General features: G+C 51.8%; 18 protein-coding genes. 16 read left to right on the top strand and 2 right to left on the bottom strand.

Translation table 11 applies throughout. The features are described 5' to 3' along the window. Positions 1 to 39 precede the first annotated feature (39 nt). The 5 genes from IEX98_RS14035 to IEX98_RS14015 all read left to right on the top strand — a co-directional run bounded on the left by IEX98_RS14035 (position 40) and on the right by IEX98_RS14015 (position 11621). Positions 40 to 4560 (top strand): DEAD/DEAH box helicase, encoded by a 4521-nt coding sequence (locus IEX98_RS14035; RefSeq protein WP_188889803.1) that lies wholly within the window; start codon positions 40 to 42, stop codon positions 4558 to 4560. A 4-nt stretch (positions 4561 to 4564) separates the two neighbouring features. Next, a complete protein-coding gene (locus IEX98_RS14030; RefSeq protein WP_188889802.1) occupies positions 4565 to 6319 on the top strand; it encodes an ABC transporter ATP-binding protein in 1755 nt (584 codons plus the stop codon). Between the two features lie 94 nt (positions 6320 to 6413). Then, complete coding sequence (locus IEX98_RS14025; RefSeq protein ID WP_229692185.1) at positions 6414 to 8174, top strand: ABC transporter ATP-binding protein; 1761 nt, start codon at positions 6414 to 6416, stop codon at positions 8172 to 8174. Positions 8175 to 8249: 75 nt separating this feature from the next. Then, positions 8250 to 9518, top strand: a complete 1269-nt coding sequence (locus IEX98_RS14020) for a stalk domain-containing protein (protein WP_188889800.1) — start codon at positions 8250 to 8252, stop codon at positions 9516 to 9518. Between the two features lie 1224 nt (positions 9519 to 10742). Next, positions 10743 to 11621, top strand: a complete 879-nt coding sequence (locus tag IEX98_RS14015; protein ID WP_188889799.1) for a radical SAM/SPASM domain-containing protein — start codon at positions 10743 to 10745, stop codon at positions 11619 to 11621. Positions 11622 to 11691: 70 nt separating this feature from the next. Here the strand turns inward: IEX98_RS14015 and IEX98_RS14010 are convergent, their stop codons facing one another. Beyond that, positions 11692 to 12351 carry a hypothetical protein gene (locus IEX98_RS14010; protein WP_188889798.1) on the bottom strand — a complete coding sequence of 220 codons (660 nt, stop codon included), beginning with the start codon at positions 12349 to 12351 and terminating at the stop codon, positions 11692 to 11694. Positions 12352 to 12548: 197 nt separating this feature from the next. On the opposite strand from IEX98_RS14010, the gene IEX98_RS14005 reads away from it, so the two are divergent. The 5 genes from IEX98_RS14005 to IEX98_RS13985 all read left to right on the top strand — a co-directional run bounded on the left by IEX98_RS14005 (position 12549) and on the right by IEX98_RS13985 (position 18087). Then, positions 12549 to 13253: a response regulator transcription factor gene (locus tag IEX98_RS14005; RefSeq protein ID WP_188889797.1), complete on the top strand. Its 705-nt coding sequence runs from the start codon at positions 12549 to 12551 to the stop codon at positions 13251 to 13253. Further along, positions 13250 to 14233, top strand: a complete 984-nt coding sequence (locus tag IEX98_RS14000) for a sensor histidine kinase (RefSeq protein WP_188889796.1) — start codon at positions 13250 to 13252, stop codon at positions 14231 to 14233. The genes IEX98_RS14005 and IEX98_RS14000 overlap by 4 nt, the downstream gene beginning before the upstream one ends. A 142-nt stretch (positions 14234 to 14375) precedes the next feature. Then, positions 14376 to 15146, top strand: a complete 771-nt coding sequence (locus IEX98_RS13995; RefSeq protein WP_188889795.1) for an ABC transporter ATP-binding protein — start codon at positions 14376 to 14378, stop codon at positions 15144 to 15146. Continuing rightward, complete coding sequence (locus tag IEX98_RS13990) at positions 15121 to 17070, top strand: FtsX-like permease family protein (protein WP_188889794.1); 1950 nt, start codon at positions 15121 to 15123, stop codon at positions 17068 to 17070. Before IEX98_RS13995 ends, IEX98_RS13990 begins: the two co-directional genes overlap by 26 nt. 147 nt (positions 17071 to 17217) lie before the next feature. Next, positions 17218 to 18087 (top strand): undecaprenyl-diphosphate phosphatase, encoded by an 870-nt coding sequence (locus IEX98_RS13985; RefSeq protein WP_042161736.1) that lies wholly within the window; start codon positions 17218 to 17220, stop codon positions 18085 to 18087. On the opposite strand, the gene IEX98_RS13980 is transcribed toward IEX98_RS13985, so the two are convergent. Then, positions 18077 to 19312 carry a voltage-gated chloride channel family protein gene (locus tag IEX98_RS13980; RefSeq protein ID WP_188889793.1) on the bottom strand — a complete coding sequence of 412 codons (1236 nt, stop codon included), beginning with the start codon at positions 19310 to 19312 and terminating at the stop codon, positions 18077 to 18079. The two genes, IEX98_RS13985 and IEX98_RS13980, sit on opposite strands and share 11 nt — an antisense overlap. A 121-nt stretch (positions 19313 to 19433) precedes the next feature. Between IEX98_RS13980 and IEX98_RS13975 the strand changes: the two genes are divergently transcribed. The 6 genes from IEX98_RS13975 (at position 19434) to IEX98_RS13950 (ending at position 24739) form a co-directional block, all read left to right on the top strand. Next, positions 19434 to 20489, top strand: a complete 1056-nt coding sequence (locus IEX98_RS13975; protein ID WP_188889792.1) for a M42 family metallopeptidase — start codon at positions 19434 to 19436, stop codon at positions 20487 to 20489. Between the two features lie 86 nt (positions 20490 to 20575). Next, entirely contained in the window at positions 20576 to 21904 is a 1329-nt protein-coding gene (locus IEX98_RS13970; protein ID WP_188889791.1) for a sensor histidine kinase, read from the top strand. Further along, on the top strand, positions 21901 to 22521 hold the full coding sequence (locus IEX98_RS13965) for a response regulator transcription factor (RefSeq protein ID WP_188889790.1): 621 nt from the start codon (positions 21901 to 21903) through the stop codon (positions 22519 to 22521). The genes IEX98_RS13970 and IEX98_RS13965 overlap by 4 nt, the downstream gene beginning before the upstream one ends. Before the next feature lie 122 nt (positions 22522 to 22643). Continuing rightward, entirely contained in the window at positions 22644 to 23105 is a 462-nt protein-coding gene (locus IEX98_RS13960) for a thiol-disulfide oxidoreductase DCC family protein (protein WP_188889789.1), read from the top strand. Further along, positions 23106 to 24026, top strand: a complete 921-nt coding sequence (locus IEX98_RS13955) for a DoxX-like family protein (RefSeq protein ID WP_188889788.1) — start codon at positions 23106 to 23108, stop codon at positions 24024 to 24026. It begins immediately after the preceding gene. Further along, on the top strand, positions 24026 to 24739 hold the full coding sequence (locus IEX98_RS13950) for a DUF4166 domain-containing protein (protein WP_229692172.1): 714 nt from the start codon (positions 24026 to 24028) through the stop codon (positions 24737 to 24739). The genes IEX98_RS13955 and IEX98_RS13950 overlap by 1 nt, the downstream gene beginning before the upstream one ends. Positions 24740 to 24753: the final 14 nt, after the last annotated feature.

The raw sequence follows: 24753 nt of genomic DNA, 5'->3' as shown, positions 1-24753 counted from the left end.
GATAAAGATCGTTAACTTTAGTTATGGAGCTGAGGAAGGTTGCCGAATTCATCGATGAAAGCGTTCCATCCCGCAATAGCAGAGTGGTTTCATTCTTCGTTCGGAGAGGAAACCGACGTCCAGCGGCAAGCTTGGCGGTCGATAGGGGCAGGGGAGCATACGCTTATAGCGGCTCCCACCGGATCGGGCAAAACGCTGGCTGCGCTGCTTTCCTGTCTGGACAGCGTCGTGAAGTCCAAAATAAACGGCTTTACGGAAACTGGTGTCCGCATCTTGTATATTACGCCGTTAAAAGCGTTGAATAACGATATTTTTGATCATCTGATTCGTTTTGTCGAGGAAATCGATGCGGCGGCTGGTGCTGCCGAGCTGGAATGGCCGGGCATTCGCTGCGCGGTACGAACCGGAGATACGACAAGCTCCCAGCGCGCTGCGATGCTGAGAAAACCGCCGGAAGTACTCATTACGACTCCGGAATCGCTCTACATCTTGCTCACATCAGAAAAGGGCCGCCGGCTGCTCCAGACTGCTGAATATGCCATCGTCGACGAAATCCACCAGCTTGCGGCGGATAAACGGGGCTCGCATTTGTCGTTGTCGCTGGAGCGGCTAGAGCGGCTTAGCGGCCGCCGTGTGCAGCGGATTGGCGTCTCGGCTACTCAGAAACCGATGGAGCGTGTAGCCCGTTTTTTGGGAGGCTGGTCGGCTGAAGAGTTTGCGGGCGGGAACAATTCCAGTGAGCCCCACCCACTTGGCTATTCGCCTCGCCCTGTCACAATTATTGAGAGCTTGATGCGTAAAAGGATGGCCGTGCTGGCGACGATGCCCGATCACAAGCAGCCGATGCCGACGCGGGAATCGGTCTGGTTCCCGCTGCTCGATCGGCTATTTGCATTGATGGCTGAATGCCGCTCCGTGCTGCTCTTCGTTAATAGCCGCAGACTATGCGAGCGGCTATGCTTGCGGCTGAACGATCATGCGGGTTATGAGTTTGCCCGTGCGCATCATGGCAGCATGGCGAAGGAGCGGCGGCTTGAAGTCGAGCAGCAGTTGAAGGCCGGGGAACTACGCTGCATTGTTGCGACTTCCTCTCTTGAGTTAGGCATCGACGTCGGCCATGTCGACCTTGTGATTCAGCTGGATTCACCGCTTGATTCCGCAGCGGGCATCCAGCGTGTCGGTAGAGCGGGACATGCTGTCGGAAGCGTTAGCCGAGGGGCGATCGTCGCCCGAAACCGGGGTGTTTTGCCGGAAATCGCGGTGCTCAGCAAGCTCATAACAGAGCGCGAAATCGAGCCAATCGAGATTGCATCTGACCGTTTGGATGTGCTCTCGCAGCAGACGGTATCCATTGTGGCCGCCGAAAATTTGACGCTGGATCAGCTTCACCGGCTGATCGCTGGCAGCGACAGCTATCGGACATTTACGAAGGAACGACTGGAGGATATGGTCAAAGTATTGTCGGGCATGTATCCGTTCGCCAAGCCGTTGATTGATTGGAATCGCGCGACGGGATTGCTTAGTAAACGGGGCAGCACTTCGGTTGCCGCGTTGACCGGAGCCGGAACGATCCCGTCTAGCTCGGCTTACCCCGTTCACCATGTAGACAGCCGTGTTCACTTGGGTGAGCTGGATGAAGAGTTTGTACAGGAGAGCAAGGTGGGCGACGTATTCCAGCTGGGAACGAACGCCTGGATGATCCGGCGCATCGACAAGGACCGGATTTATGTGGCAGAGGCGACGAACTCCTTCAGCGAAATCCCGTTTTGGCGCAACGAAGGACCGGGCCGCAGCTATGCGCTCGGGCAGCAGGTTGGCTCCTTTCTGGCCGAGCTGCAAAGCCGGCTAGGATTGAGCTACGAGCCAGGGAAAGAACAATCACAACCGAATGGTATCTCAGATGACTCTCTGACTGAAAAACAGGATCAGGACGTTATCGACTGGCTGAACAACGAATATTATCTGGACGATTATACGGCAGATCAATTGATTTCTTTGGTCCGATCGCAGCTTGCGTTCAGCGAGCTGCCGACAGACCGGCGAATCGTAATCGAGCATTACCGGGATGTGATGAATCAGACACATGTTATTTTGCATAATCCGTTCGGGAGAAGGGTGAATCGAACGTGGCTGCTTGCAATAGAGCGTCAATTTGAGCAATTGCTGCCTTATCGTCTTTACGGAAATGCCAAAGATAATGGCATTGAATTTGTATTGCCCGAATGGGATGAGTCCTGGCTGCAGGCGATCTGGCATGTCGTGCCGGAAAATGTGGAATCGCTTCTCATGGAGGGGATTACCGGTTCGCCGCTGCTCGCGATCGCTTTCCGCCATATCGCAGAAACGTCGCTGCTGCTGTCACGCAGCTTTACCCGGACACCGCTATGGCAAAAACGTCTGCGCAGCGAGGAGCTGCTTCGGGAAGCACTGCCTTATGCCGACCGTTTTCCTTATTTGACGGAGGCGGTGAAAGAATGTCTGCATCATTACTTGGATTTGGACAGACTTCGTGAGCTGCTCGGGCAAATTCGCAGCGGGCAGATCGAGGTCGTCGTAAGGGAGACGAGTTTCCCTTCGACGCTCGCGACCCAATTTTTGTCAGATTATGTGAATATGCGGGTCTATGAGGGGGACGGTCTTGATGCTGCGATTCAAATGCAGCTGATGAGCGTCAGCAAGGACCTTGCGGGCAGGCTGTTTGGAGATGATGCCGTTCGCAAGTCCATTCCCGAGCAGGTGCTCGAGATGGAACGGAAGCGGCTGGAGGAAGAGCATGAAAGGATGGCAGGACCGGAGGATCTGTATCGCCTGTTGAAGAGCAGGGGCGATTTGAGCATGGCCGAGCTAGCCAAGATAGCCGGTGAGAAGACTGGTGAATGGTCGGATGTGCTGCTGCAATCTGATCTAGTTATCCGCCTCGAATTTGGTGATCGGCTGCAAGGAAATTCTGACACCGAGAGGTGGATATGCAGCGATGAGGCGGAAGTGTATGCCGAGTTTCCGGACAGCAGCACTTCAGCTGTATTTATTATCGGAAGATATGCCGAGCAGGTACTTTCTTTTACTGAAGTGGAGTTATGTGAGCGTTATCCTATACTCGATCTGCAAACGGCGAGACGTTGGGTTGATGAGCTTCGCGAACAGGGCGTAATCGTACAAGCTCCGTTTGCGGGAAGCGCAGAGGAGCGATTATGGACGGGCCGCCGTGCTGCCTCGAGAATCGTGAAGCTCTCGATTGGAGAAGCGCGCAAGGTGACGGCTCCTGTACTGCCAATGCGCTGGTGCGCGCAAATCGCACTTCAGCAGCATGCGCTTCAAGGGACGCAGCTGCGAGGCAGCGAAGGCTTGAGAGCGGTCATCGAGAAGCTGCAGGGGCTCTATTTTCCATTATCGCTTTGGGAAACCGTTATATTTCCTTCACGGCTTGCCGACTATCGCAAGGAAGAGCTGGATTTGCTATGCGCAACGGGCGAGGTACTGTGGCTGGGACTCAAGGGATCGGGAGAGAAGGAAGGGAAGGTTGCTTTCTTCCTTACGGAAAACAAGCCGCTGTATGAGCCCTATGTGCAAGCGGGCCAGATGCGAGAGACTTCGCATCCCAAGCTGCTCGAAAGCTTGCGCGTTAACGGAGCAAGCTTTCTCACCCGGCTGAGCCGGGATGCGGGCCAATTGCCTACGGAGACGCTGGCAGAGCTGCTGGAGCTTGCTTGGGCAGGTCAGGCGTCGAATGACCAGTTCGCACCGCTCCGTCTAACCACAGCAAAGAAAGGGAAGGATTGGGCGCGAAGCGGATCGGGCCTCGGCCGCTGGTACTGGACCGGATCGCTGCTTGAGGATAAATCTGTGAGTGGTCACGACTTGGAAAGCGGAAGTGCGGACAATGAGCCGTCTCCGGCCTATTGGATTAGACATTTGCTTGATGGCTACGGCATCGTCACCAAGGAGCTTGTCGCTGCTTTAACACCGTACAGCTGGGAGCATTTGCTGCCGGTTTTGCGGAAGCTGGAGGAATGGGGCACCATTACGCGCGGCATCTTTATCGAAGGCGCTATGACGATGCAATTTACGACGCCGGAGCTGGCTCAAACGATTCGCCAGCCGCTTATTCAAGCAGGCAGCCCGCCCATTACTTTGCTGTCCGCTGTAGATCCCGCGAATCCTTTTGGCTTGCTTATAGATTGGCCAGAGAAGGAAGGCTGTGCATTTGCCCGCAAGCCGGGCAATTATCTCGCTTTTAAGGGGGAGCAGCTCTTGTACTGGATGGAGGGCAACGGCAAGCGGGTGTTTACGTTCGATTCCAGCGCCAATCAGAGGGCTGCAGCCGGAAAGTCAGGTGAGACAGCAGCGCTGCAAGACATGCAAGCTGTATTTGGCGAACTGCTTCGCAGGCAGAAATTAACGAAGCTAGTGATCGACAAATGGAACGGTGAAGAGGCGGTTGCGTCCGAGGCGGGAAAAAGACTGGAGCAGTTGGGTGCTGAACGCGACCGGAAATCGCTCGTGCTTTGGCTGAGCCAGTTCAATACGAAATCGAACCCTGCCTTAGAAGAAGGAGAGTGACAGCATGCAATACATGAAAAAGTATATCCGTAAATACGGTGTACTGTTTACTTTCTCCGTACTGCTCGTGTCCGGCGAAGCGTTCGTCGATCTGCTGCAGCCAACCATCATGGCCCGGATCGTCGATGAAGGCGTTGCTTCGCGGGACATGGATATTGTGCTCCGGCTCGGCGGATGGATGTTATTCATTACCGCGATCGGCGCGATATGCGCTTCCAGCAGAAATATCGTATCCAGCTGGGTGTCGCAGCGATTCGGATCGGAGCTGAGAGAGGAGCTGTTTGAAAAGATTCAGCGTCTAAGCTTCGCCCAGATCGACCGTTTTGACAGGGCATCGCTCGTGACCAGGCTCACGAACGATGTCACGCAAGTGCAGAACTTCGTCAACGGTATGATGCGCGTATTCGTGAAAGCGCCGCTGCTGGGCATCGGCGGTATCATTATGGCTTTTCGGCTTAATCCATATCTGTCCTTAGTACTTGTCGTCGTCATTCCAATTGTCGGCTTGCTTATTGTCATGAACATGCGGGTCGGATTCCCGCTGTTTTTGAAGGTGCAAACCGCTCTCGATAAACTAAACAGCGCGATGCGCGAATATTTATCTGGCGTCAGAGTCGTGAAAGCCTTTAATCGATTTGACTATGAGGTCGATAAATTTAATGACATTAATCAACAGTATGAAAAACGTTCTATTCGTGCACAGCGGCTGATGGCTTTATTCAGCCCAGGTGTTACATTTGCCATGAACGTCGGCATCGTCGCAGTTATCTGGCTGGGCGGAATCCGAGTGAACGTCGGCAATATGCAAGTCGGCCATATTATTGCGTTCGTCAATTATATGACGCAGATTTTGTTTTCTCTTACGACGATGACAATGATTACGAATATGTTCGTGCGGGCAAAAGCATCCACAGGCAGAATTACAGAGGTGCTGGCGGAGAAAGACGGAATGGAATCAAACGCTGTAGACGGCAGATCATCTTCCAGCAAATACAGGGAGCTTCAAGGTGCGATTGAATTTGACCGGGTTTCGTTTTCCTATGAAGGAGCGGACGGCGAACCGGCGCTAAAAACGATCAGCTTCCGCTGCGAGCCCGGGGAGACAGTGGCGATCATCGGCTCAACCGGTTCCGGTAAAAGCAGCCTGATTCACCTCATTCCGAGATTTTACGATGTTACGTCAGGTGCGCTTCGTATTGATGGCGTAGACGTACGGGAGATGGAGGTAGAGGAACTGCGTGAGCGTATAGCGCTAGTGCCTCAGCAATCGATTCTATTTACCGGGAAAGTTGCCGACAACATCCGGATCGGCAAGCCTGACGCGACGATGGAAGAAATCGAAGAAGCAGCAGTAATGGCTTCGGCTCATGATTTTATTTCGAAAATGCCGGAGGGCTATAGTACACTATTGGGTCAAGGCGGCGTCAACTTCTCCGGTGGACAAAAGCAGCGGGTGTCCATTGCCAGGGCGCTCATCCGCAAGCCGGATATTTTGCTGCTGGATGATTGTACAAGCGCGTTGGACAGCAAGACGGAAGCTTCGATCAAACAATCGATTCGCCAGTTTGCCGGACAGACGACGACCTTGCTCGTCGCACAGCGCATCTCATCCGTCAGGGATGCAGACAAAATCATCGTGCTCGATGACGGGGAAATCGTCGGCAGCGGTACGCATGACGAGTTGATGGCGGACTGCGGTGTCTATCAGGAAATCTATCGTTCTCAGATCGGCAAGGAGGCAGGCAGCCATGCAGGATAATCGGAATCGCAGCAAGGGATCGGAAACCGGACAAGGCGCCGCTCCGGCAGGACAGGACCGAATTCAGCTGACCTCTGGACCTGGACGGCATGGGATGAACCGGGGAGCGGTTCAAAAGCCGAAAAATTTCAAAGGAACGCTGTTAAGGTTATGGAGCTACATGGGAGACGAGCGAAAGCGGCTTACGATCGTGTTTTTGTTCATTTTGGCAGGAACAGGAGTTGTACTGCTTGGCCCCTATCTGATCGGCAGAGCTATTGATGCAATGACGATAGACAATCATGTGGATTTTAACTTGCTGCATACGGTGCTCTTTGCTTTGTTGGGCGCTTATGTGATCGACGCCTCGTTCAACTTAGTGCAGGGGTGGATGATGGCCGGCATCTCGCAGCGCATCGTGAGCAAGCTTCGCAAAACGCTCTTCGGCAAGCTGCAAAAGCTGCCGCTCGTCTACTTCGACACCCGCAGGCATGGCGAACTGATGAGCCGGCTGTCCAATGACATCGACAATGTCAGCACTTCCGTCTCGCAGACGGCGGCACAACTGATGAGCGGAGGCATTATGCTGCTCGGCTCGCTGATTATGATGCTGGTACTGAGTCCGCTGCTCACACTAGCTAGTCTTATTACGGTCCCGCTCGTCTATTTGCTGGCGAGAACGGTAACGCGGCGAACGAAGCTGCTGTTCAAGGAGCAGCAGGCGGAGCTTGGCAAGCTGAACGGACAAATGGAGGAGACCGTTTCCGGTTTTCTGGCGGTTAAAGCTTTCAATTACGAACGTACCGCTATTAAGGAATTTCAAGGTGTAAATGAGGAATTGCGGAAAATAAGCACGCGTGCACAGATTTGGTCAGGTTTTATGATGCCGCTCCTGGCCGTAATCAGCAATCTCGGCTTTGCCGCCGTTGCGATTGCAGGCGGGATTATGGCAGTTAAAGGGATGATTACCGTCGGTGTCATCGCCAGCTTTTTAAGCTACTCGCGCCAGTTTGTCAGACCGCTCAACGATCTGGCTAACGTGTACAACGTGCTGCAATCCGGTATTGCGGGAGCGGAGCGGGTATTCGAGGTGCTCGACGAACGCGAGGAGGAGGAGGAGGATCCTGGAGCAGTGGAGCTCGTCGATCCGCGAGGCAAGGTCGAATTCAAAGGAGTACGCTTCGGCTACCGCAGCGATTCACCAATCGTACAAGATATGAGCTTTACGGCGGAAGCCGGAAGCAGTACTGCGCTCGTTGGACCAACAGGTGCAGGCAAGACGACGGTTATTAACCTGTTGGCTCGTTTTTACGATGTATCCGGCGGTTCGATTTCAATTGATGGCATCGATATTCGCAATTATACGAGAGACAGCCTGCGGCGGAGCTTCGGCATCGTTTTGCAGGACACCTATTTGTTCTCAGGCACCGTCAAAGAAAATATGAAATACGGCAAACCGGAAGCTACCGACGAGGAAGTGAAGGCGGCTGCCCGTATGGCAGGAGCTGCGGGTTTTATCCGCCGGCTGCCGCTGCAATACGATACGCCGCTGACCGAGAATGGCGGCAATTTGAGCCAAGGTCAGAGACAGCTGCTTGCGATCGCCAGGGCGATGCTGGCCAATCCGTCGATTCTTATTTTGGACGAAGCGACCAGCAGCATTGACACCCGGACCGAGCTGAAAATCCAAGAAGCAATGCTGAAGATGATGGAGGGCCGAACGAGCTTTGTTATCGCGCACCGGTTGTCGACGATTCAGAACGCGGATACGATTATCGTCATCGACCGCGGCCAAATCGTAGAGCAGGGCTCCCATGACGAGCTGATGCGAAGAGCGGGCGTTTACGCCGATATGCATGGCAGTCTATCAATCTAGCAGCTCCATGATTTGGTTCACGGCGTTTCCTCTGATATACTAGACAAATACTAGCATATTTGGAGGAAAACTAGCATGCGAAAATGGGGAAAAACCGCAGTAGCCGCAATTCTAGCTGCTGTCGTATTACAAGGATCGATTCCGTCGCAGCCTGCAAGCGCTGCAGCCACGGCGACCATTCTATTAGATGATGTACCGCTCGCGTTTGACTCACCGCCAATTATCGAAAAGGGCGTTACACTTGTTCCTTTCCGGACGATCGGCGAGGCGCTTGGCATCCAGGTGAAATGGGAATCATCGAGCAACACGGTAACGGCTGAAGGTAAAAAGGATGGCAAAGCGGTCACGGTGAAGCTTCAAGTCGGTTCGAAAACGGCAGTGGTCAACGGGCAAAAGGTAACCCTTCCCGCAGCTGCCGCAATGCGCAGTAATCGTGTTCTTATTCCGCTTAGCTTTTTCAGCACGCAGTTCGGTGCTAAGGTAGGGTGGAAGCAGGCAACTTCAACGGTTACGATCGTATCTCCGCAGAAGGAGATGCATTTGCGCGCTTTCTATGCTCTGGAATCTTTCAAAGAGAAGGATTTAATAGATTCAATGAATTCGGTTGCTTTCGGCTGGAGCCGGATCGACCGGAATGGCAAGTTCACACTGACAGGTGCCGAATACCGTATTCCGGAATCAGCGGGCGAGACAACGGCACAATCATTGATTAATGACGCCGGGCAGAACGGCATCAAGCCTTATTTAATGGTCTATTCGGTTGATGGGCAAGGCGAGTTAACGAAGATGCTCGGCAGCGAGGAGCTTCGTAACGATTCCATCGCGGGAATCGCCGCAGCTGTAACCGATTATCAGTTTGGCGGCGTAGTGCTCGATTTCGAAGGGCTGGGCTTTAAGCTCGACAAGCAAGAACAGCAAGAGCTGTTGAACAATTACGTAAAACAGCTGAAAGCCGCTCTTCCTGCCGGTACCGCGTTATCGATTGCTGTCCATGCGCCGAACAGCGCTTACTTGGGCTATGACTACAAAACATTGGCGACGATTGCCGATGATCTGATCCTGATGGCTTATAAATACAATCCGGCGGGAACAGGATCCCAAGTGCCTGAGCCTAATAGTAAAGTGAATGAAGCGATTGAATTGACGCTGAAGGCGGGCGTACCGGCAAATAAGCTGCTGCTCGGCATTGACATGAGCGCAGAGAAGCCCGATTCTATCGATGACAAGCTTGGTCTGGTCAAGCGGAACGACCTAAAAGGTGCGGCATTCTGGCGGCTTGGTTTATTCAGGAAATATACGGATGGAATGGAAGCGGCAGTGTCGGCTTCCGCTGTAAAAGAGTAATCATCAAGCAGAAAAAGGATGGGACGGCCTTGTTCAGAGGCCGTCCCATCCTTTTTCTGCTCATCCCATCCTCTACGCTTACATTGATGAACATAAGTTAGCTCACAGAAACAAACCAACTATTTATTCTTACTTCCTTTCGCTGAATTGATGAATCTAAGTGAAAACGAAGAAAACAGTTAACTCTTCAAACCTTTCCTATTCGCACAAATTGATATATCTAAGCAAAATCTATGTAGCTAACCAACCTCTCAAACACTAAAACATCATCCTATCGCTAATTGCCGGATAACCAACTACAGTAAGTAACTAACTAATTCCTCAACCTATCTCCTTGCACAAATGAGGAACAAAATGTAAAAGTGCAGGCTGATGAGCCTAGTAGGAGGCTCAAACAGCCATCAAAATGCAAAAGTGCATTTGAAATTCCTCGATTCCGCATTAGTGGCACTTTTTCGGCTGATCAGCATGCACAATTGCATTTTGAAGCGATAAATCGCCTGAAAAGCGGCTGACAGCATGTACTTTTACATTTTGATTGACGAATTACTGTCTGCAGCGAACCTGCTTCGCTAAAGAGCGAAACAAATTTCGCTATACGTGAGTTGGATGGTGGTTGCCGATGCTACAGCGAACAGAACTTCGTTGTTGGTGAACCTAGCTTCTCCAATAGCGAAAATCACTTCGCTAATGCTGGAGAACAGCTGGAATCCGTACATTTCAAGTGCGATTTGCGAACCGAGCTTCATTAAATTGCGAAGTGGGTTCGCTGTATAGCAATCTAACAACCTAGAAACTTAGCCACCAAGCAACTTAGCAGTCATCCCAGCAGGCGAGGTCCGGCACCACATCAGCCACATGTGTCTAGGGCGATGTGAGAGACAGTGAAAAAATAAACGGAGGTAACGGTTTATTATAGCCGTCAGGCTAATTGTTTTTGGAATTATTGCTTTTATTGTTAGGTTTCCGATGGGTTACTGTATGCAGGGTGAGCGGAGCGTTTTGAGTTCAGGATGGCCTTTTGCAGATTCTATTCATTTGTCATCGTGTAAGCGATGGATAATGGAATCAAGAACGACAGCATGAGCCAAAACGCGCAGTGAGCCCGGGGTTTTCCTGGAGTTTCGCACATTAGAAGTTAAACATAGGCTCAGTGAGCCTTATGATGCTATAATAGCTTAATAGGCAGAGAAACAGGCAATTATAAGATTGGAGCATTCCGGAATGAAGAAGTTCAAAAAGTTCTATATGGAAATAACGAGCATCTGCAACTTGGCATGCAGCTTTTGTCCGCCAACCGAGCGGGCGAAAGGTTTTATAGCAGTGGAAGATTTCACAATGCGCTTGGATCAGATTAAGCCGCATACCGATTATATTTATTTTCACCTGAAGGGCGAGCCGCTGCTTCATCCGAAAATCGATCAGCTTCTCGATATTAGTCATGAAAAGGGCTTTAAGGTTAACATCACAACTAACGGTACGCTGCTGCAGAAAAACAAGCATAAGCTGCTGACGAAACCAGCGATTCGCCAGATGAATTTCTCCTTGCACAGCTTTGACGGTCATGAAGGCTCCGTGGACAAGGATGGTTATATCGGAAGTGTGCTTTCCTTCGTCCGAGAGGCGCTGGAGCAGACGGATATGCTCATTTCACTGAGGCTTTGGAATTTGAGTGAGGATAATATGACGAATGCGCAGCGCAATCGTAACCGCGAGATTTTGTCCACTATCGAAAAAGAGTTCGAGCTCGATTATTTTATCGAGGAGCGGGTATCGCCGGGAAGCGGATTGAAGCTGACTGACCGCGTATATCTCAATCAGGACTATGAATTTGAGTGGCCGGATCTAAAGGCGGAAGAGGATGATGGAAAAGGCTTCTGCCATGGCCTTCGTAATCAGGCGGGCATTCTGGTAGATGGTACGGTTGTCCCTTGCTGTCTGGATGGCGAAGGTGTAATCGATCTTGGCAACATAAACGATAAGCCGTTTTCTGATATTGTTGAAGGCGAGCGGGCAACGCGGCTTTATGAAGGTTTTTCGAGACGGGAAGCAGTCGAAGAGCTATGCCGTAAATGCGGCTACCGCAAACGCTTTGGAACCTAGCAATAGCAATAAATAACAACAAGCAGCCGCGATCTTTCGCGGCTGCTTGTTTTGCTTTGTACCGTCAGCGCTAGCAAAGCGCGAACAGAATTTGGAAGTTCGGAACGATACAAGGGGTAAGGAACGGGTAACAGTAGGCAACGACAAAACCGAACATGTTCGTAACCTGGAAGAACAAAAAGACGTCATTGAAGGTGAAGGCGAGCGTCCAGCGGTTGTAGCATATGCCCGGCATTACTCGGGAATCGGAGTAGCGCGGCGCGCCAACGCCGCCGATCTGCGCGAATTGAACGGCTTGCTGCAACGATTGCGGACGCTGTTGGATGACCAATTGCAGCATGGACGGATTGTTTTTCAAAATGTTGTAAAGCAGTACCATTTCGCCTGAAGGCGAGCCGCCGGGACGGGGGAATTGATTTAACAGACTGGTAAGGTTGGAGGGTGATAACTGCTGCGGTACGCCGCCAGGTCCGATCGGCCCCGGGCCGCCTCCTGGGAAACCCTGTCCGCCGGGGTTGCCAGGAAACGCTGGTCCCCCAGGAAATCCTGGGCCGCCAAGGCCACCGGGAAACCCTGGTCCCCCAGGGAATCCTGGGCCGCCAGGGCCACCAGGAAACCCCGGCCCGCCACCAGGAAAGCCGGGGCTTCCAAAGCCGGGAACGAGCGACCGCTCCGGCTCGGTCTGTCCGCTTGCCGGGGCGTTCTCGTGTAATGCATCATAATCGACCATAATAAAAAACTACCTCCCGAAGGTTTGATAGCAGAGATTAGATGTCGAGCTTATGCTTTATTTTATGGCGGTATTTGCCTATTTGTGCGGGAAAATAGCGAAGAAAGCGGGTGCCAGCCCGCCCAAAACATTTGCGATAGGACGCTGATTTGTGAATAATGAAAGAGATAGGTTTAGAGGGAAGGGTAGGGAAGCCGGTGTTCAAACTATTTATTGTGGAGGATGACCAGCATCTCGTCCGGCTGTTGGAGGATCATTTGCAAAAATTCGGCTACGAGACGCGTGCCGTCCAAGATTTTGATACCGTCAAACAGCAATTCGAGCAGTACTCGCCTCATCTCGTTCTGATGGACGTCAATCTTCCCAGGTTCGACGGTTATTATTGGTGCAGGCAGATCCGAAGCCTGTCCACATGCCCGATTCTGTTCATCTCCGCCCGCGAGAGCAAGATGGATCAAGTGATGGCGCTAGAGAACGGCGCAGACGATTATATGACGAAACCATTTGATTATGAGATTGTTACGGCCAAAATCAACAGCCAGCTCCGGCGCGCTTACGGCAGCTACGCATCGGCACAGACGGATAACCGGCTATTGGAAGTTGGCGGCTTGACGCTGGATTCCGAACGGCTGCAGTTGAACTATCAGTCGCAGTCTGTTGAACTGAGCTTTACCGAAATGAAAATGATGAATGAATTAATGAAACGTTCTAGTCTGGTCGTTAGCCGCGATCGGCTGCTGGAGACGATTTGGGACGATCAGGCTTTTGTAGATGACAATACGCTTAATGTCTATATGACCCGTATGCGCAAGAAGCTTGCGCAGCTTGGAATTGAGCATGGCTTGCAAACGATACGCGGCCAAGGCTACCGGCTCAATCCTGACTGGGGGCTGCCGCAGTGAAGCTGTTTCTCCGCGAGCAAAGCTCGCTCATTCTCATTTATGTACTCCAGCTGCTCGTCACGGGACTCGTCTATTGGCTCGATGGCTTGCACAAGCTGGACACTGCTATTTATGCAGCCTTGCTGAGCGGCTGCATTCTTTTGCTCTACTTGGTGTACAGGTATCTGTCGAACCGCAGCTTCTATCAGCGATTGTCCGTACCAGCGGGTTCACTGGAATCCTATTCGACGGGTGCGGCTGCTGCTAAGCAGTATACACCGCTGGCAGAGGCGCTTCATCAGCTGCAAAAAAGCCAATTCCGGCTCTATCAGTCAGAGCTGATTGAGCTGAAGCATAAAAACGAAGAGCATAGCCAATTCGTCAATCAATGGGTTCACCAGATGAAGACGCCGATTTCAGTCATTCATTTGTTGATTCAGGAAGAAGACGACAGCCGGTTTCGCGCTATCGGGGACGAGCTGGACCGGCTTCGCAAAGGGCTGGAGACGGTTCTTTACACGTCTAGGCTCGATCGTTTCGAGCATGACTTGCATGTAGAGCAACTACAGCTTGAAACGGTCGTTCGAAACGCAACCTCCAGCCAAAAAAGGCTGTTTATCCGCAACAGTGTTTATCCGCAAATCGACATCGACAAGCATTTAACGGTCGCATCGGACGACAAATGGCTAAGCTTCGTCATCGCCCAGCTTATTACGAATGCGGTTCGCTATTCGGCGGGCAAAGGCACGAAGGTTTATTTTACCGCTTATAGAAGCGGGGAGCAGACCGTGCTTGAAATCCGGGATGAAGGCATAGGCATTCCAAAAAGTGATGTGCCCAAAGTGTTTGATGCCTACTTTACCGGAGAGAATGGAAGAAGATACGAAGAATCGACAGGTATGGGGCTGTATCTGGTCCGGCAAATATGCGAAAAGCTGGGGCATACTGCCGAGATCGATTCTGTGGCCGGGCAAGGAACGACGGTAACGATCCGATTCTAAATAACACCCATTCGTTTGATTACGGCTTTTCCGAATCAAACCTTACAATATAGTAAGGAAACTGTAAGCTGCATGGATAGAAAGAGCATACCGGTATTCGATATACTGGTTGCAAGAGGGCAGCAGGGGGTGAAGCGGCGAGTTGGCATTGCTTGAGGTGAATCAATTAACGAAAATCTACGAGGGCAAAGTAGCCCGGACAGCGCTGGATCATCTGCAGTTTTCCGTCGAGGAGGGCGAATTTGTAGGCATTATGGGGCCTTCCGGCAGCGGGAAAACGACATTGCTGAACGTGGTCGCGACGATCGATGAGCCGACGGCAGGCTCGGTCAGCCTGCGCGGTCATGATCCGCATGCACTCAACAAGGAAGAGATGGCGTTATTCCGCAGACGGGAGCTTGGGTTCGTCTTTCAGCAGTTCAATTTGCTGGATACGCTGACGGTGGAGGAAAATATCGCCTTGCCGCTGCTGCTCGACGGTATTCCGGTCCAAGAGGCGGAACAACGCTTGCAGCAAGTCATGCAGAAGCTTTCGCTCTCAGCAAACGAAGGACAATTTCCTTACGAGCTGTCAGGGGGGCAAATGCAGCGTACGGCTATCGCCAGAGCGATTATTCACCATCCCGCTTTGCTTCTGGCCGACGAGCCGACAGGCAATCTCGATTCCAAATCGGCAGGCGATGTGATGTCGCTGATCTCTGCCTTGAACGCGGAGGAGAGGACAACTGTTTTGATGGCGACGCATGATGCGGTGGCCGCGAGCTATTGCAGCCGGGTTATTTTCGTAAAGGACGGAAAGTTCTATAACGAAATTTATAAAGGGGACAGCAGACAGAGTTTTTTCCAAAGCATCATCGATATGCTGTCGCTGCTCGGAGGCGACATTCGTGACCTTTCTTTCGTTCGCCCTTAGAAACGTTGTACGCAACAAAAGGACCTATGCCGCTTATTTCATTAGCAGCGCGTTTTCGGTCATGATTTTTTTCGTATGTGCCTTGTTTACGAGCCATCCGGCCATTAAAGGCGGTTTGCTGGCAGACTCGGCTGTGAACGCGATGGTAGGAGCAGAATGGATTTTATATGCGTTCGCCTTCCTGTTCGTGCTTTATTCGGTTAGTTCATTTCTGAATAGCCGCAGCCGGGAGTTCGGGATTTATCGGATGCACGGAATGACAACGCGGCAGCTTGGCCATCTCGTCTTCTGGGAAAATATGCTGATCGGGATCGCCGCTATCGGACTTGGCATCATTGCAGGCTTGCTGACCGGTAAGCTGTTCTTGATGGTTTGCAGTGCCTTTCTCGACATCCCGTCGCTGCCGTTCCAAGTGACATGGTCTCCGCTGCTTTGGACAATCGGCTCTTTCGCCGCATTGTTTGTAGCAATCTCGCTCATTACTTCCGCAATGCTGGGCTCCAGCAGGCTCGTTGATCTGTTTCAGGCAGGGCAGCGGCCGAAGGCGAACCAAAAACCGTCGACCGTGCTTGCCTTACTGGCGATCATATTGCTCGCCGCAAGCTATGCGCTGGCAGCTACATCAGCCGCTACTACGGTATATTATCGCGTGATTCCAGTAGTAGCTATGACAATTGTCGGAACGTATTTGCTGTATGCACAGTTGATCGGCCTGGCCGTTCAAAGGCTGAAACGATATCGGCCGTTGTCTTGGCGGCGCACGAATGTCGTTACGATTGCTAGTCTGGCGCATCGGTTCAAGGACAATGCCCGCATGTTTTTCATGGTTACGATTTTATCAACAGTGTCGTTTTGTTCTGTAGGCGTATTTGCTTCTACCCATACGCTGCTGCGGTCGTTTCTGGAAGATTACCCGGCGGCTATCGCCTATGTAGCCAAGCAAGGCAGCCAAGTTGGAGAAAATCATGTGGAGCAATTGAAAGCAGAATTAGCGTCTAAAGGGATCGATTATCAGATCGCAGAGATGCCGATCCACTATGTCGAGGTTCGCGCCGCGAACACGCCCAAGCGGCTTCGAACGCTGCCGATTATCCGATTCTCGGACTACAAGACGGCGGTCGAGCTGGCGGGACATGCTTTCGACGAGAAGCAGCTCCAAGGCGGGGAAGGGCTCGTCATTCTGACAACGCAGCGCGAGAGAAGCTATATCTCTGCCCGCAAAATGGATAGCTATTTGCTCATGGATCAGCCCGATATAACCATTCATGAAACCGGCTATACGACGCATGTGCCGATACCGAATTACTTATCGGCTAAACTGGATATTGAGCTTGAAGCGGAATTCGGCGGCATCGTCGTGAGCGATGATTTATTCGAGCGCATCGTGCCGGATTCGGTGGACCGGTACACTGGCTTCTATGTGCCAGATTATAAGGAGACAGCTGGGATAGGTGCGCAATTGGCGAAGGACGGTCTCGTCCGGTATCAATCGGGAGCCCCTTATGCGATTACGGTAAGCGGAACGCTGTATGAAGTACAGAGGAGCTTATACAGCATGATGCTCCTGGTCTCGCTATTGATTGGAGCCATGTTCTTCATTGCCGCGGGCAGCTTTCTCTATTTCCGGCTGTACTCCGATCTGGATTATGACCGAAGACAATACGCGATGATTGCAAAGCTGGGTTTGACGGACAAAGAATTGTCCGCAATTGTGACCCGGCAGCTCGCTATACTGTTCTTCGTACCGACAGGCGTAGCAGTCGTTCACAGCCTATTCGCATTTGCAGCGCTGCAGACGATGTTCTATCTGTCAATTGCTGCGGAGCTCGGTATCGTGCTGGCTAGCTTTATAGCCGCTCAACTGGCTTACTTTTATTTTATCCGGCAGCGCTATCTGCGTAATTTGAGGAAACGAATGAGCTGATTCCCGGAAGCGTATCTCATGAACGTTTACTCCAAAATTGCACCTGAAATAGGGAGAGCGTTGGCAATTGCTTGTGTGCTATTATGGATAAGGATTATGTGTTTGTACAAGGAATTCAACCCGTTAAGCAAAGGAGATCAAGCAGCAATGGATTTTATTGAACTTTTAAAAGCATTTATTCTCGGCATGGTCGAGGGACTTACAGAATTTGCACCGGTCTCGTCAACGGGACATATGATTATCGTTGACGATATGTGGCTTAAATCCGAGGAATTTCTAACAAAGTATGTAGCCAATACATTCAAAGTCGTAATTCAGCTTGGCTCCATTCTAGCGGTCATTATCGTATTCCGCCAAAGATTTATTGATTTGCTTGGTTTGAACAAGCTGTTAGGCAATAAGAAAGGCCTTAGAGGAGGAGAAGCGGCTCCAACAGCAGTCGAGGGTCAAAAGCGTCTAAAGCTGGCGCAAGTTATCGTTGGCTTGATCCCTGCAGCTGTTCTTGGTCTCCTGTTTGAAGATTATATCGATGATTATTTGTTCTCGACAGCTACCGTATTGATTGGCTTAGTGGTCGGTGCAATATTAATGATTATCGCGGATTTTTACAGCTCGAAAAAACCGAAGGTTGATTCGGTCGACCAAATTACGTACAAGCAGGCGCTCGTCATCGGTCTCATTCAATGTTTCTCGCTGTGGCCAGGCTTTTCCCGTTCCGGCTCAACGATTTCGGGGGGCGTTCTGATGGGGCTCAGCCACCGTACGGCGGCTGACTTTACCTTTATTATGGCGGTGCCGATTATGTTCGGTGCCAGCATCTTGTCGCTGTACAAAAACTTGGAATACTTTACGATGGACGCGCTGCCGTTCTTCATCGTCGGCTTTATTGCGGCGTTTGTCGTTGCACTAATCTCGATCCGTTTCTTCTTGAAATTAATTAACCGCATTAAATTGTTGCCGTTTGCCATTTATCGGATCGTACTTGCGGCAGTGATCTACTTCGTATTTATTTTCTAATATCCATGAACTGAAAGCGGCGCCGCTGCGAGCTGTAAATCCCGCTTCGGCCGGAGCAGAAGTAGGCAACGGCGCAGCCGAGCAGCATATAAAGCGGCCCGAAGCCGTCAATGCCAAACAGCTCGATGCCCATTATGACGCTTGCGAGCGGCGTATTGGCAGCGGCCCCGAACACGGCGATCAAGCCGATACCGGCAAGCAAGGGCACGGAGACGGAAAGCAGACCGCCAAGCGTGCTGCCGAGCGTAGAGCCGATCACGAATAGCGGCGTCACTTCTCCGCCCTGAAAGCCTGCTCCAAGCGTAACGGAAGTGAAGAGCAGCTTGGCAATGAACTCCAGTGGAGAAGCCGTTTGCTGGAAGGACTGCTCTAGCAAAGGCAGGCCTAAGCCTAAATAATCCCGAGTGCCGAAGGCAAAGACGAGCGCAATGATAATTGCGCCGCCGATGAAACTTTTAAGCGAGGCATTCGGGAACCATTTCGTCATCATAGCCTTTATCCTGTGCGTCAAAGCGCTGAACAGCCACGCTGTCAGCCCAAACAGGATAGAGGCTATTATTATTTTCAGAAGAAGCATGAAGCTGAATGCCGGAACCTCGCCCCAGGAGTAAGAAGCATGCCGGACACCCCATGCAAGGACAGTGAAATGGCCTGCAAAGCTGGCCAGCAAGCAAGGAATAGCTGCACGATAATGCAAGAAGCCTAGGGCCACGACCTCCAGCGCAAATACGGCGCCGGCAAGCGGCGTGCCGAATACGGAACCGAAGCCGCTGCTGATGCCGCACATTAGCAGGATTTGACGTTCAGGGCCGCTTAGTCCTATACGCCTGCTTAGATCGTCTGCCAGACTGCCGCCCATTTGAACAGCTGTGCCTTCCCGCCCTGCAGAGCCCCCGAAGAGATGGGTAACCACCGTGCCGAACAACACGAGCGGAGCCATTCGAAGCGGTACCGCGGCACCGCCGCTTTCATAGATTCTCTCAAGCAGCAGATTGTTGCCTTTGCCAGAGTCTTTGCCGTAACGTGAATAGATCCAACTGACGAAAGCGCCCCCGATGGGAAGCAGCCACAGCAGCCAGCCATGTGCAATGCGAAGTTCAGTTGCCCCTTCCAGAAGCGCCAGAAAACCTGCGGATGCCGTCCCAGCGAGCAGTCCGGCAATGATCGCTAGAGCGAGCCATTTGAATGCTATAAATGCGTATCGTTTACGATGACTGAATAACATACGAAGTCCTCCAAGGGATAGTGATGCCGTGCACAAGTGCAACAAAGTGATTTTACTCCATATTTTAGCCGGTGCATAGGATATGGTAAAATGACGGGATAGAGCTGAAGGGGTGGGAAAGATGACAAATACGATTCAACCTGACTTGAATAGAGATTACATAGTAGAACGATTGGCTGAACTGCTCAGTACGCCTAGCCCAAGCGGTTATTGTATGGCGATTATGAAGCTGCTGGAAGCAGATGCTGCCAAACTGGGCTGGACGATGGAGAGAACGCCGAAAGGCAACGGCATCATCACCATTCCCGGCACATCAGAAGAAAGCGGCAATACGCTTGCCCTCACAGCCCATGTCGATACACTTGGTGCTATGGTTCGCTCGATCAAGTCAAACGGCATGCTGCGTTTTACGCCAATCGGCGGTTATGCGATGCAGACGGTGGAAGGCGAATATTGCCTGATTCATACGCGCGACGGCCGTCAATATGAAGGGACGGTATTATCGACCAAGCCTTCCGTCCATGTCTATCCCGAAGCACGCGATTGGAAGCGTGAAGAGGCAAACATGGAAATCAGGCTCGATGAGGATGCAGCCTCTAAGGAGGAAGCAGAGAAGCTTGGCATTCAGCCCGGCGATATCGTGTCGTGGGACCCGCGCACGCGGTTTCTTGCGAACGGCTGGATCAAATCCCGCCACCTGGATGACAAAGCCAGCGTAGCCGCGTTGTTTGGCGTATTGGAATGGCTGTCGAGATCGGGTATCCGGCCGGTGCGTACCGTTAAGCTTATCTTTTCCACCTACGAAGAGGTTGGTCACGGCAACGCCTATATGCCTTCCGATATTACGGAGCTGATTGCGGTCGATATGGGAGCGATCGGCGACGATCTGACGACGACTGAACGCGATGTGTCGATCTGCGCCAAAGATTCATCCGGACCGTATGACTACGAAATGACTTCAAAGCTTATTGAGTTGGCCAGAAAAGCGGGTATTAAGCATGCGGTCGATATTTACCCGCAATACGGCTCCGATGCCTCTGCCGCCTTGCGTGGAGGAAGCAATGTCCGTGCTGCGCTTATCGGTCCCGGCGTACATGCATCCCATGGAATGGAACGCACGCATGCCGATGCAGTTGTGAATACGGCTGCGCTGCTCATCGCCTACATGATGGGTTAAATGCCCAATGCGTGAAATAACAGGTGATGCGTACAACTGCTTATGTTACGATTACGCTATCACATACTGGGATAGGCGGTATCGCTATGCTGTTTTATTTTTTTGCGCTGCTTGCAGCCGCGGCCGTCGTTGCTGTCGCTAATCCTCGGAGCGAGGCGAATCGATGGGCAGCGGCCTTTCTCGTATTCGCTTCAATCGGCGGTCTAGCGGATACGCTGTATGAAGCCGGTTACGAGGCGGCCGCGCATGCTGTTCAACTCTTGAATCATACGATAACGCCATATGGCGTGCTTATATTCAGCATCGTTTACTCGGATTCGATGCTGAGCAAGAAGGTTCGGCTGTATGCCAAGCTGCTGCTGCTCCTGCCTCCGGCAGCCACGATTATTGCTGTTTTGAGCCATCAGGTATTCGAAATTCCGTTCGGGCTTCTGTTATTATGGACTGCGCCTTATTATTTGACGGCATGCTTTTTGCTGCTGCGGGCCTTATGGCGGGAACAGGACAGAAGGAAGCGGAAGAGCCGCTTAATTCTTACAGTCATTATCGTCCCTACTGTTATTGCGGTATTGGTCTTTATTAATGCAGCCAATGCATTCATTCCTGACTTTCAATTTTTCCGCTATATCTCATTTTTTATATTGTTCTCACTCACAGTTGCGCTGCTGGGCAGCTTTGCGATCGGAGTGCTTGGCGTGAAGCTTCGGTTCGAGCGCGACCCGCTGGAAGGCGCAATGAAGGCGGCGAGCTCCGGTACGACGCTGCTTAACCATTCGATTAAGAATGAAATCGGCAAGATTGCCTTAAGCTCGGAAAATTTGAAATACTCGCTAACGGACAATGACGCCGCGTCCAAAGAGCATCTGCAGATCATTGCCAATGCTTCAGAGCATTTGCTGCACATGGCGGAGCGGATGCACAGCCAGACTAAAGAGCTTGTTTTGGCCAAGCACCGGTACCGGCTGGATGAACTGGCGGATCACTGCTTGCTTCAGCATAAGCCGGTGTTCGAGCAAGGGGGAATTGCAGTGACGGTTGAGTATGCCGCAAGACCGACGCTCATCGGTGACCCGCTTCACGTCAGCGAAGCGCTTGGCAACGTTCTAATGAATGCGGTAGAGGCGATGCCTGACGGCGGATTGCTGACGATTCGACTGGCCGCAGAGAAGAAAGTTTTCAAACTGACTGTCCAAGATACAGGTGAGGGAATACCGGCCGATGTCATCCCGCAGGTGTTCCAGCCCTTTTACAGTACGAAAAACCGGGGCGGCAATTTTGGACTAGGACTTTCTTACGTTTATAATGTGATGCGTAAAAGCGGAGGAGCTGCCGAATTGAACAGCGTGCCTGGCGCAGGAACTTCTGTCGTCTTGCTTTTTCCGGCCAAGCCATTAGGAACGGAGGATGGAAAATGAGCCATATTAAAGTGCTGCTCGTCGAGGATGATCCCGATTGGATCAAAGCGATGACCGCTTATCTCAATAAAGAAGAAGACTTGCTTGTCGTTGGAGCTGCCGAAGGCTCATCAGAGGCGCTGCAATTGGCGGGGACGCTTGAGTTTGACGTTGCGCTTCTCGATATCCAATTGAGCGGAAGCCGGCTCGACGGCATTCAGCTGGCGATCGAAATGCATGATATTCATCCGGCTAAGCTCATTATGCTGACCTCTTTAAGCGATGAAGCCGTAATGACCCAAGCGTTCACAGCAGGCGCGATCAACTATATCGAGAAGGCGAACTTCAAGGAGCTGCCTCACGCGATTCGAAGCGCTCACCGGAATCCTGCGGCGATGGAAGCTCTATTGAAGGAGCTGTCGCGACTCAAGCGGGAGGAGCAGTTGAACGTATTAACCGCGGCGGAACGCGAAGTGTTCGAGCTGATCGAAGAGGGGTATACCCAGCCGCAAATTGAGAAAAAGCTGTTCAAAGCAGAGAGTACCTTGAAGAATCAAGTAAACAAAATACTCAAAAAGCTGGGCGTCCGCAGCAGCAAAGAAGCGGTTGCGAAGGTGAAGCGCAAAGGCCTGCATTGACCGGTTCACCGGAGAGGGTACTACGGAATGTAGTACCCTCTTTCCGTACCGTCCTATAGAAGTTGGAACTGCCGCTAAGGGAATGATCAGGATACACTTAGAACAGAAAGGAAGCGATTGGGATGAGCTGGGGCAAGGATGATGGAGACGCAGAAGGGAACGTACAGCCGATAACGCTGCTTGTTGATGGGGAGTGCGTGTTATGCCACTGGATTACCCGCTTCGTCACGAAGCGTGACAGCAGGGAAAGGTTTCGCTTCGCTGCCCTTCAGTCGAAGGCAGGTCAGCGGCTGCTCCAAGCCGGCGGTCTATCTACGGAAGACTTGGATACGTTCGTGATGATCGATGGCAGCCGCTACTATACGAAATCAGACGCTGCGCTGCGTGTACTTAAGAAGCTGGATGGCGCATGGCCGCTTTTGTATGGAGCTGTCATTGTTCCTGCTCCGCTCCGGAATGTTGTCTACACGCTCATTGCTGGAACCCGCTACAAACTGTTTGGCCGTGTAGACGAGTCTTGTCCGCTGCCGACGGCGGCCATGCGGAACCGATCGCTGGAAGATGAGGAGCAGGAGGCGGATTGAATGCGCAATAAACCGATCTATGTCGAGACCGAAATTGCAGCCGATCTGGAGGAGCTATGGCATCATACCCAGTCGCCGGAATTGCATCAGCAATGGGATTTGCGATTTTCCGAGATTGCTTATTTGCCGAAGTCAGACGATGAGGATCTTCCGCAGCGTTTTCTATACAGGACTAGAATCGGATTTGGCATGGCTGTATCCGGTACGGGTGAGACAAAGTCGATCTTTCACAAGCGAAGCGGAGAGCGGACTTCGACGCTGCGGTTTGGCTCCGGGCAGCGGGTATCGCTTATTAAGGAAGGCTCTGGATTTTGGAAATACCGGCCGCAAGGGGATGGCGTGGTCTTCTTGACGCAATATGATTACGAGACGAGATGGGGAGCGGCTGGCCAATGTTTCGACCGCATCGTATTCAGACCTTTATTCGGCTATGCGACTGCCTGGAGCTTCGATGCGCTGCGCATTTGGCTGGAAGAGCGAATTCCACCTTCCGTCAGCATTCAACGAGCCATTCTTCATTACGTTTCACTGACGCTGCTAGTCGTACTATGGCTCTACGAAGGGATCGTGCCAAAGCTGCTTTATCCTGAGCAGGGAGAAATGGCGATGCTAGAGCAGTTAGGCTGGTTTGCTGGCTTGGAGCGTATCGTTTTGCAGCTGCTTGGAGCAGGAGAAATTGTAATCGCTCTGTTGACGATCAAATGGCATCGGAAGCCGTCCCTATTTGTCTGGCAATCGGTATTGCTGTTGCTGCTGCCTTTGGGAGCGATGATCGGCAACCCTTCAATGATCCAATCGCCGTTTAATCCGCTGACGCTGAGCGTGCCTATGATTGCGCTGGCTTTTATTACGGCGTTAACGGTCCGTCAACTTCCGCAGGCCAGCCGTTGTCTGCGCAAACCGAATGAGAGGAGTGTTTAATGATGGCCATTCTCGCTAAATTATTTGATGCGGCACCGGCACCCGTTTCGATTTATGAGAAAATACTTGGTGATGAATTTCACCAGCTTCATCCGCGAATTCAGGAGCGCTTTGGCTTTAGCAGCTCGGATGGCATCGCTTCTGTAGGGAGCGGGGAGATGGATTTCATCTGGTATAACAAGCTCGCGTATGTTCCATTGGCGCTAGGAGCTTCCCGTCACATTATGTTCCCGCAGGGAGGCAAGCGGGTTCCGTTTTCGATTGAAAACTTTGCTTATCGCGATCGCTATGGAAGAGAGACAGTCACATGGATCCGTAAATTCAAATTTAATAATAAAGTGCGCCGGTTCGATGCTACGATGATTTATAGCGAGCAGAGAAAGCGGATTGTTGATTACTTGGGCGATAAGCAGCATCTGGCGGTCGATCTGACGTTGTCTGTTACGGACAAAGGAGGGATTCGTATCCGCTCTGGCGATCAGCGCTTTTACGAAGGATTGCTGGGGTTCCAATTTCCGCGAATGCTAACGGGAAATGCCGATGTGGAGGAGTGGTATGACGATGCTGCAGAGTGTTATCGCATATCAGTTCATGTGAAGAGTCCGCTAATTGGCACCGTCTTCTGTTATCGCGGCCGCTTTACGGCGGAAAGGCGCCAGGCGAGGTTAATGCCGGCTGATGTAAGGCCGCTGCGGGAAGAGCGCAGGGAGTAATGAAAACGAAGCGA

Source organism: Paenibacillus radicis (ex Gao et al. 2016) (assembly GCF_014641555.1).
GTDB classification, from domain to species: Bacteria; Bacillota; Bacilli; order Paenibacillales; family Paenibacillaceae; genus Pristimantibacillus; species Pristimantibacillus radicis.
The sequence above is the reverse complement of the archived record's forward strand: the minus strand, read 5'-3'. Positions and strand labels throughout refer to the sequence as shown.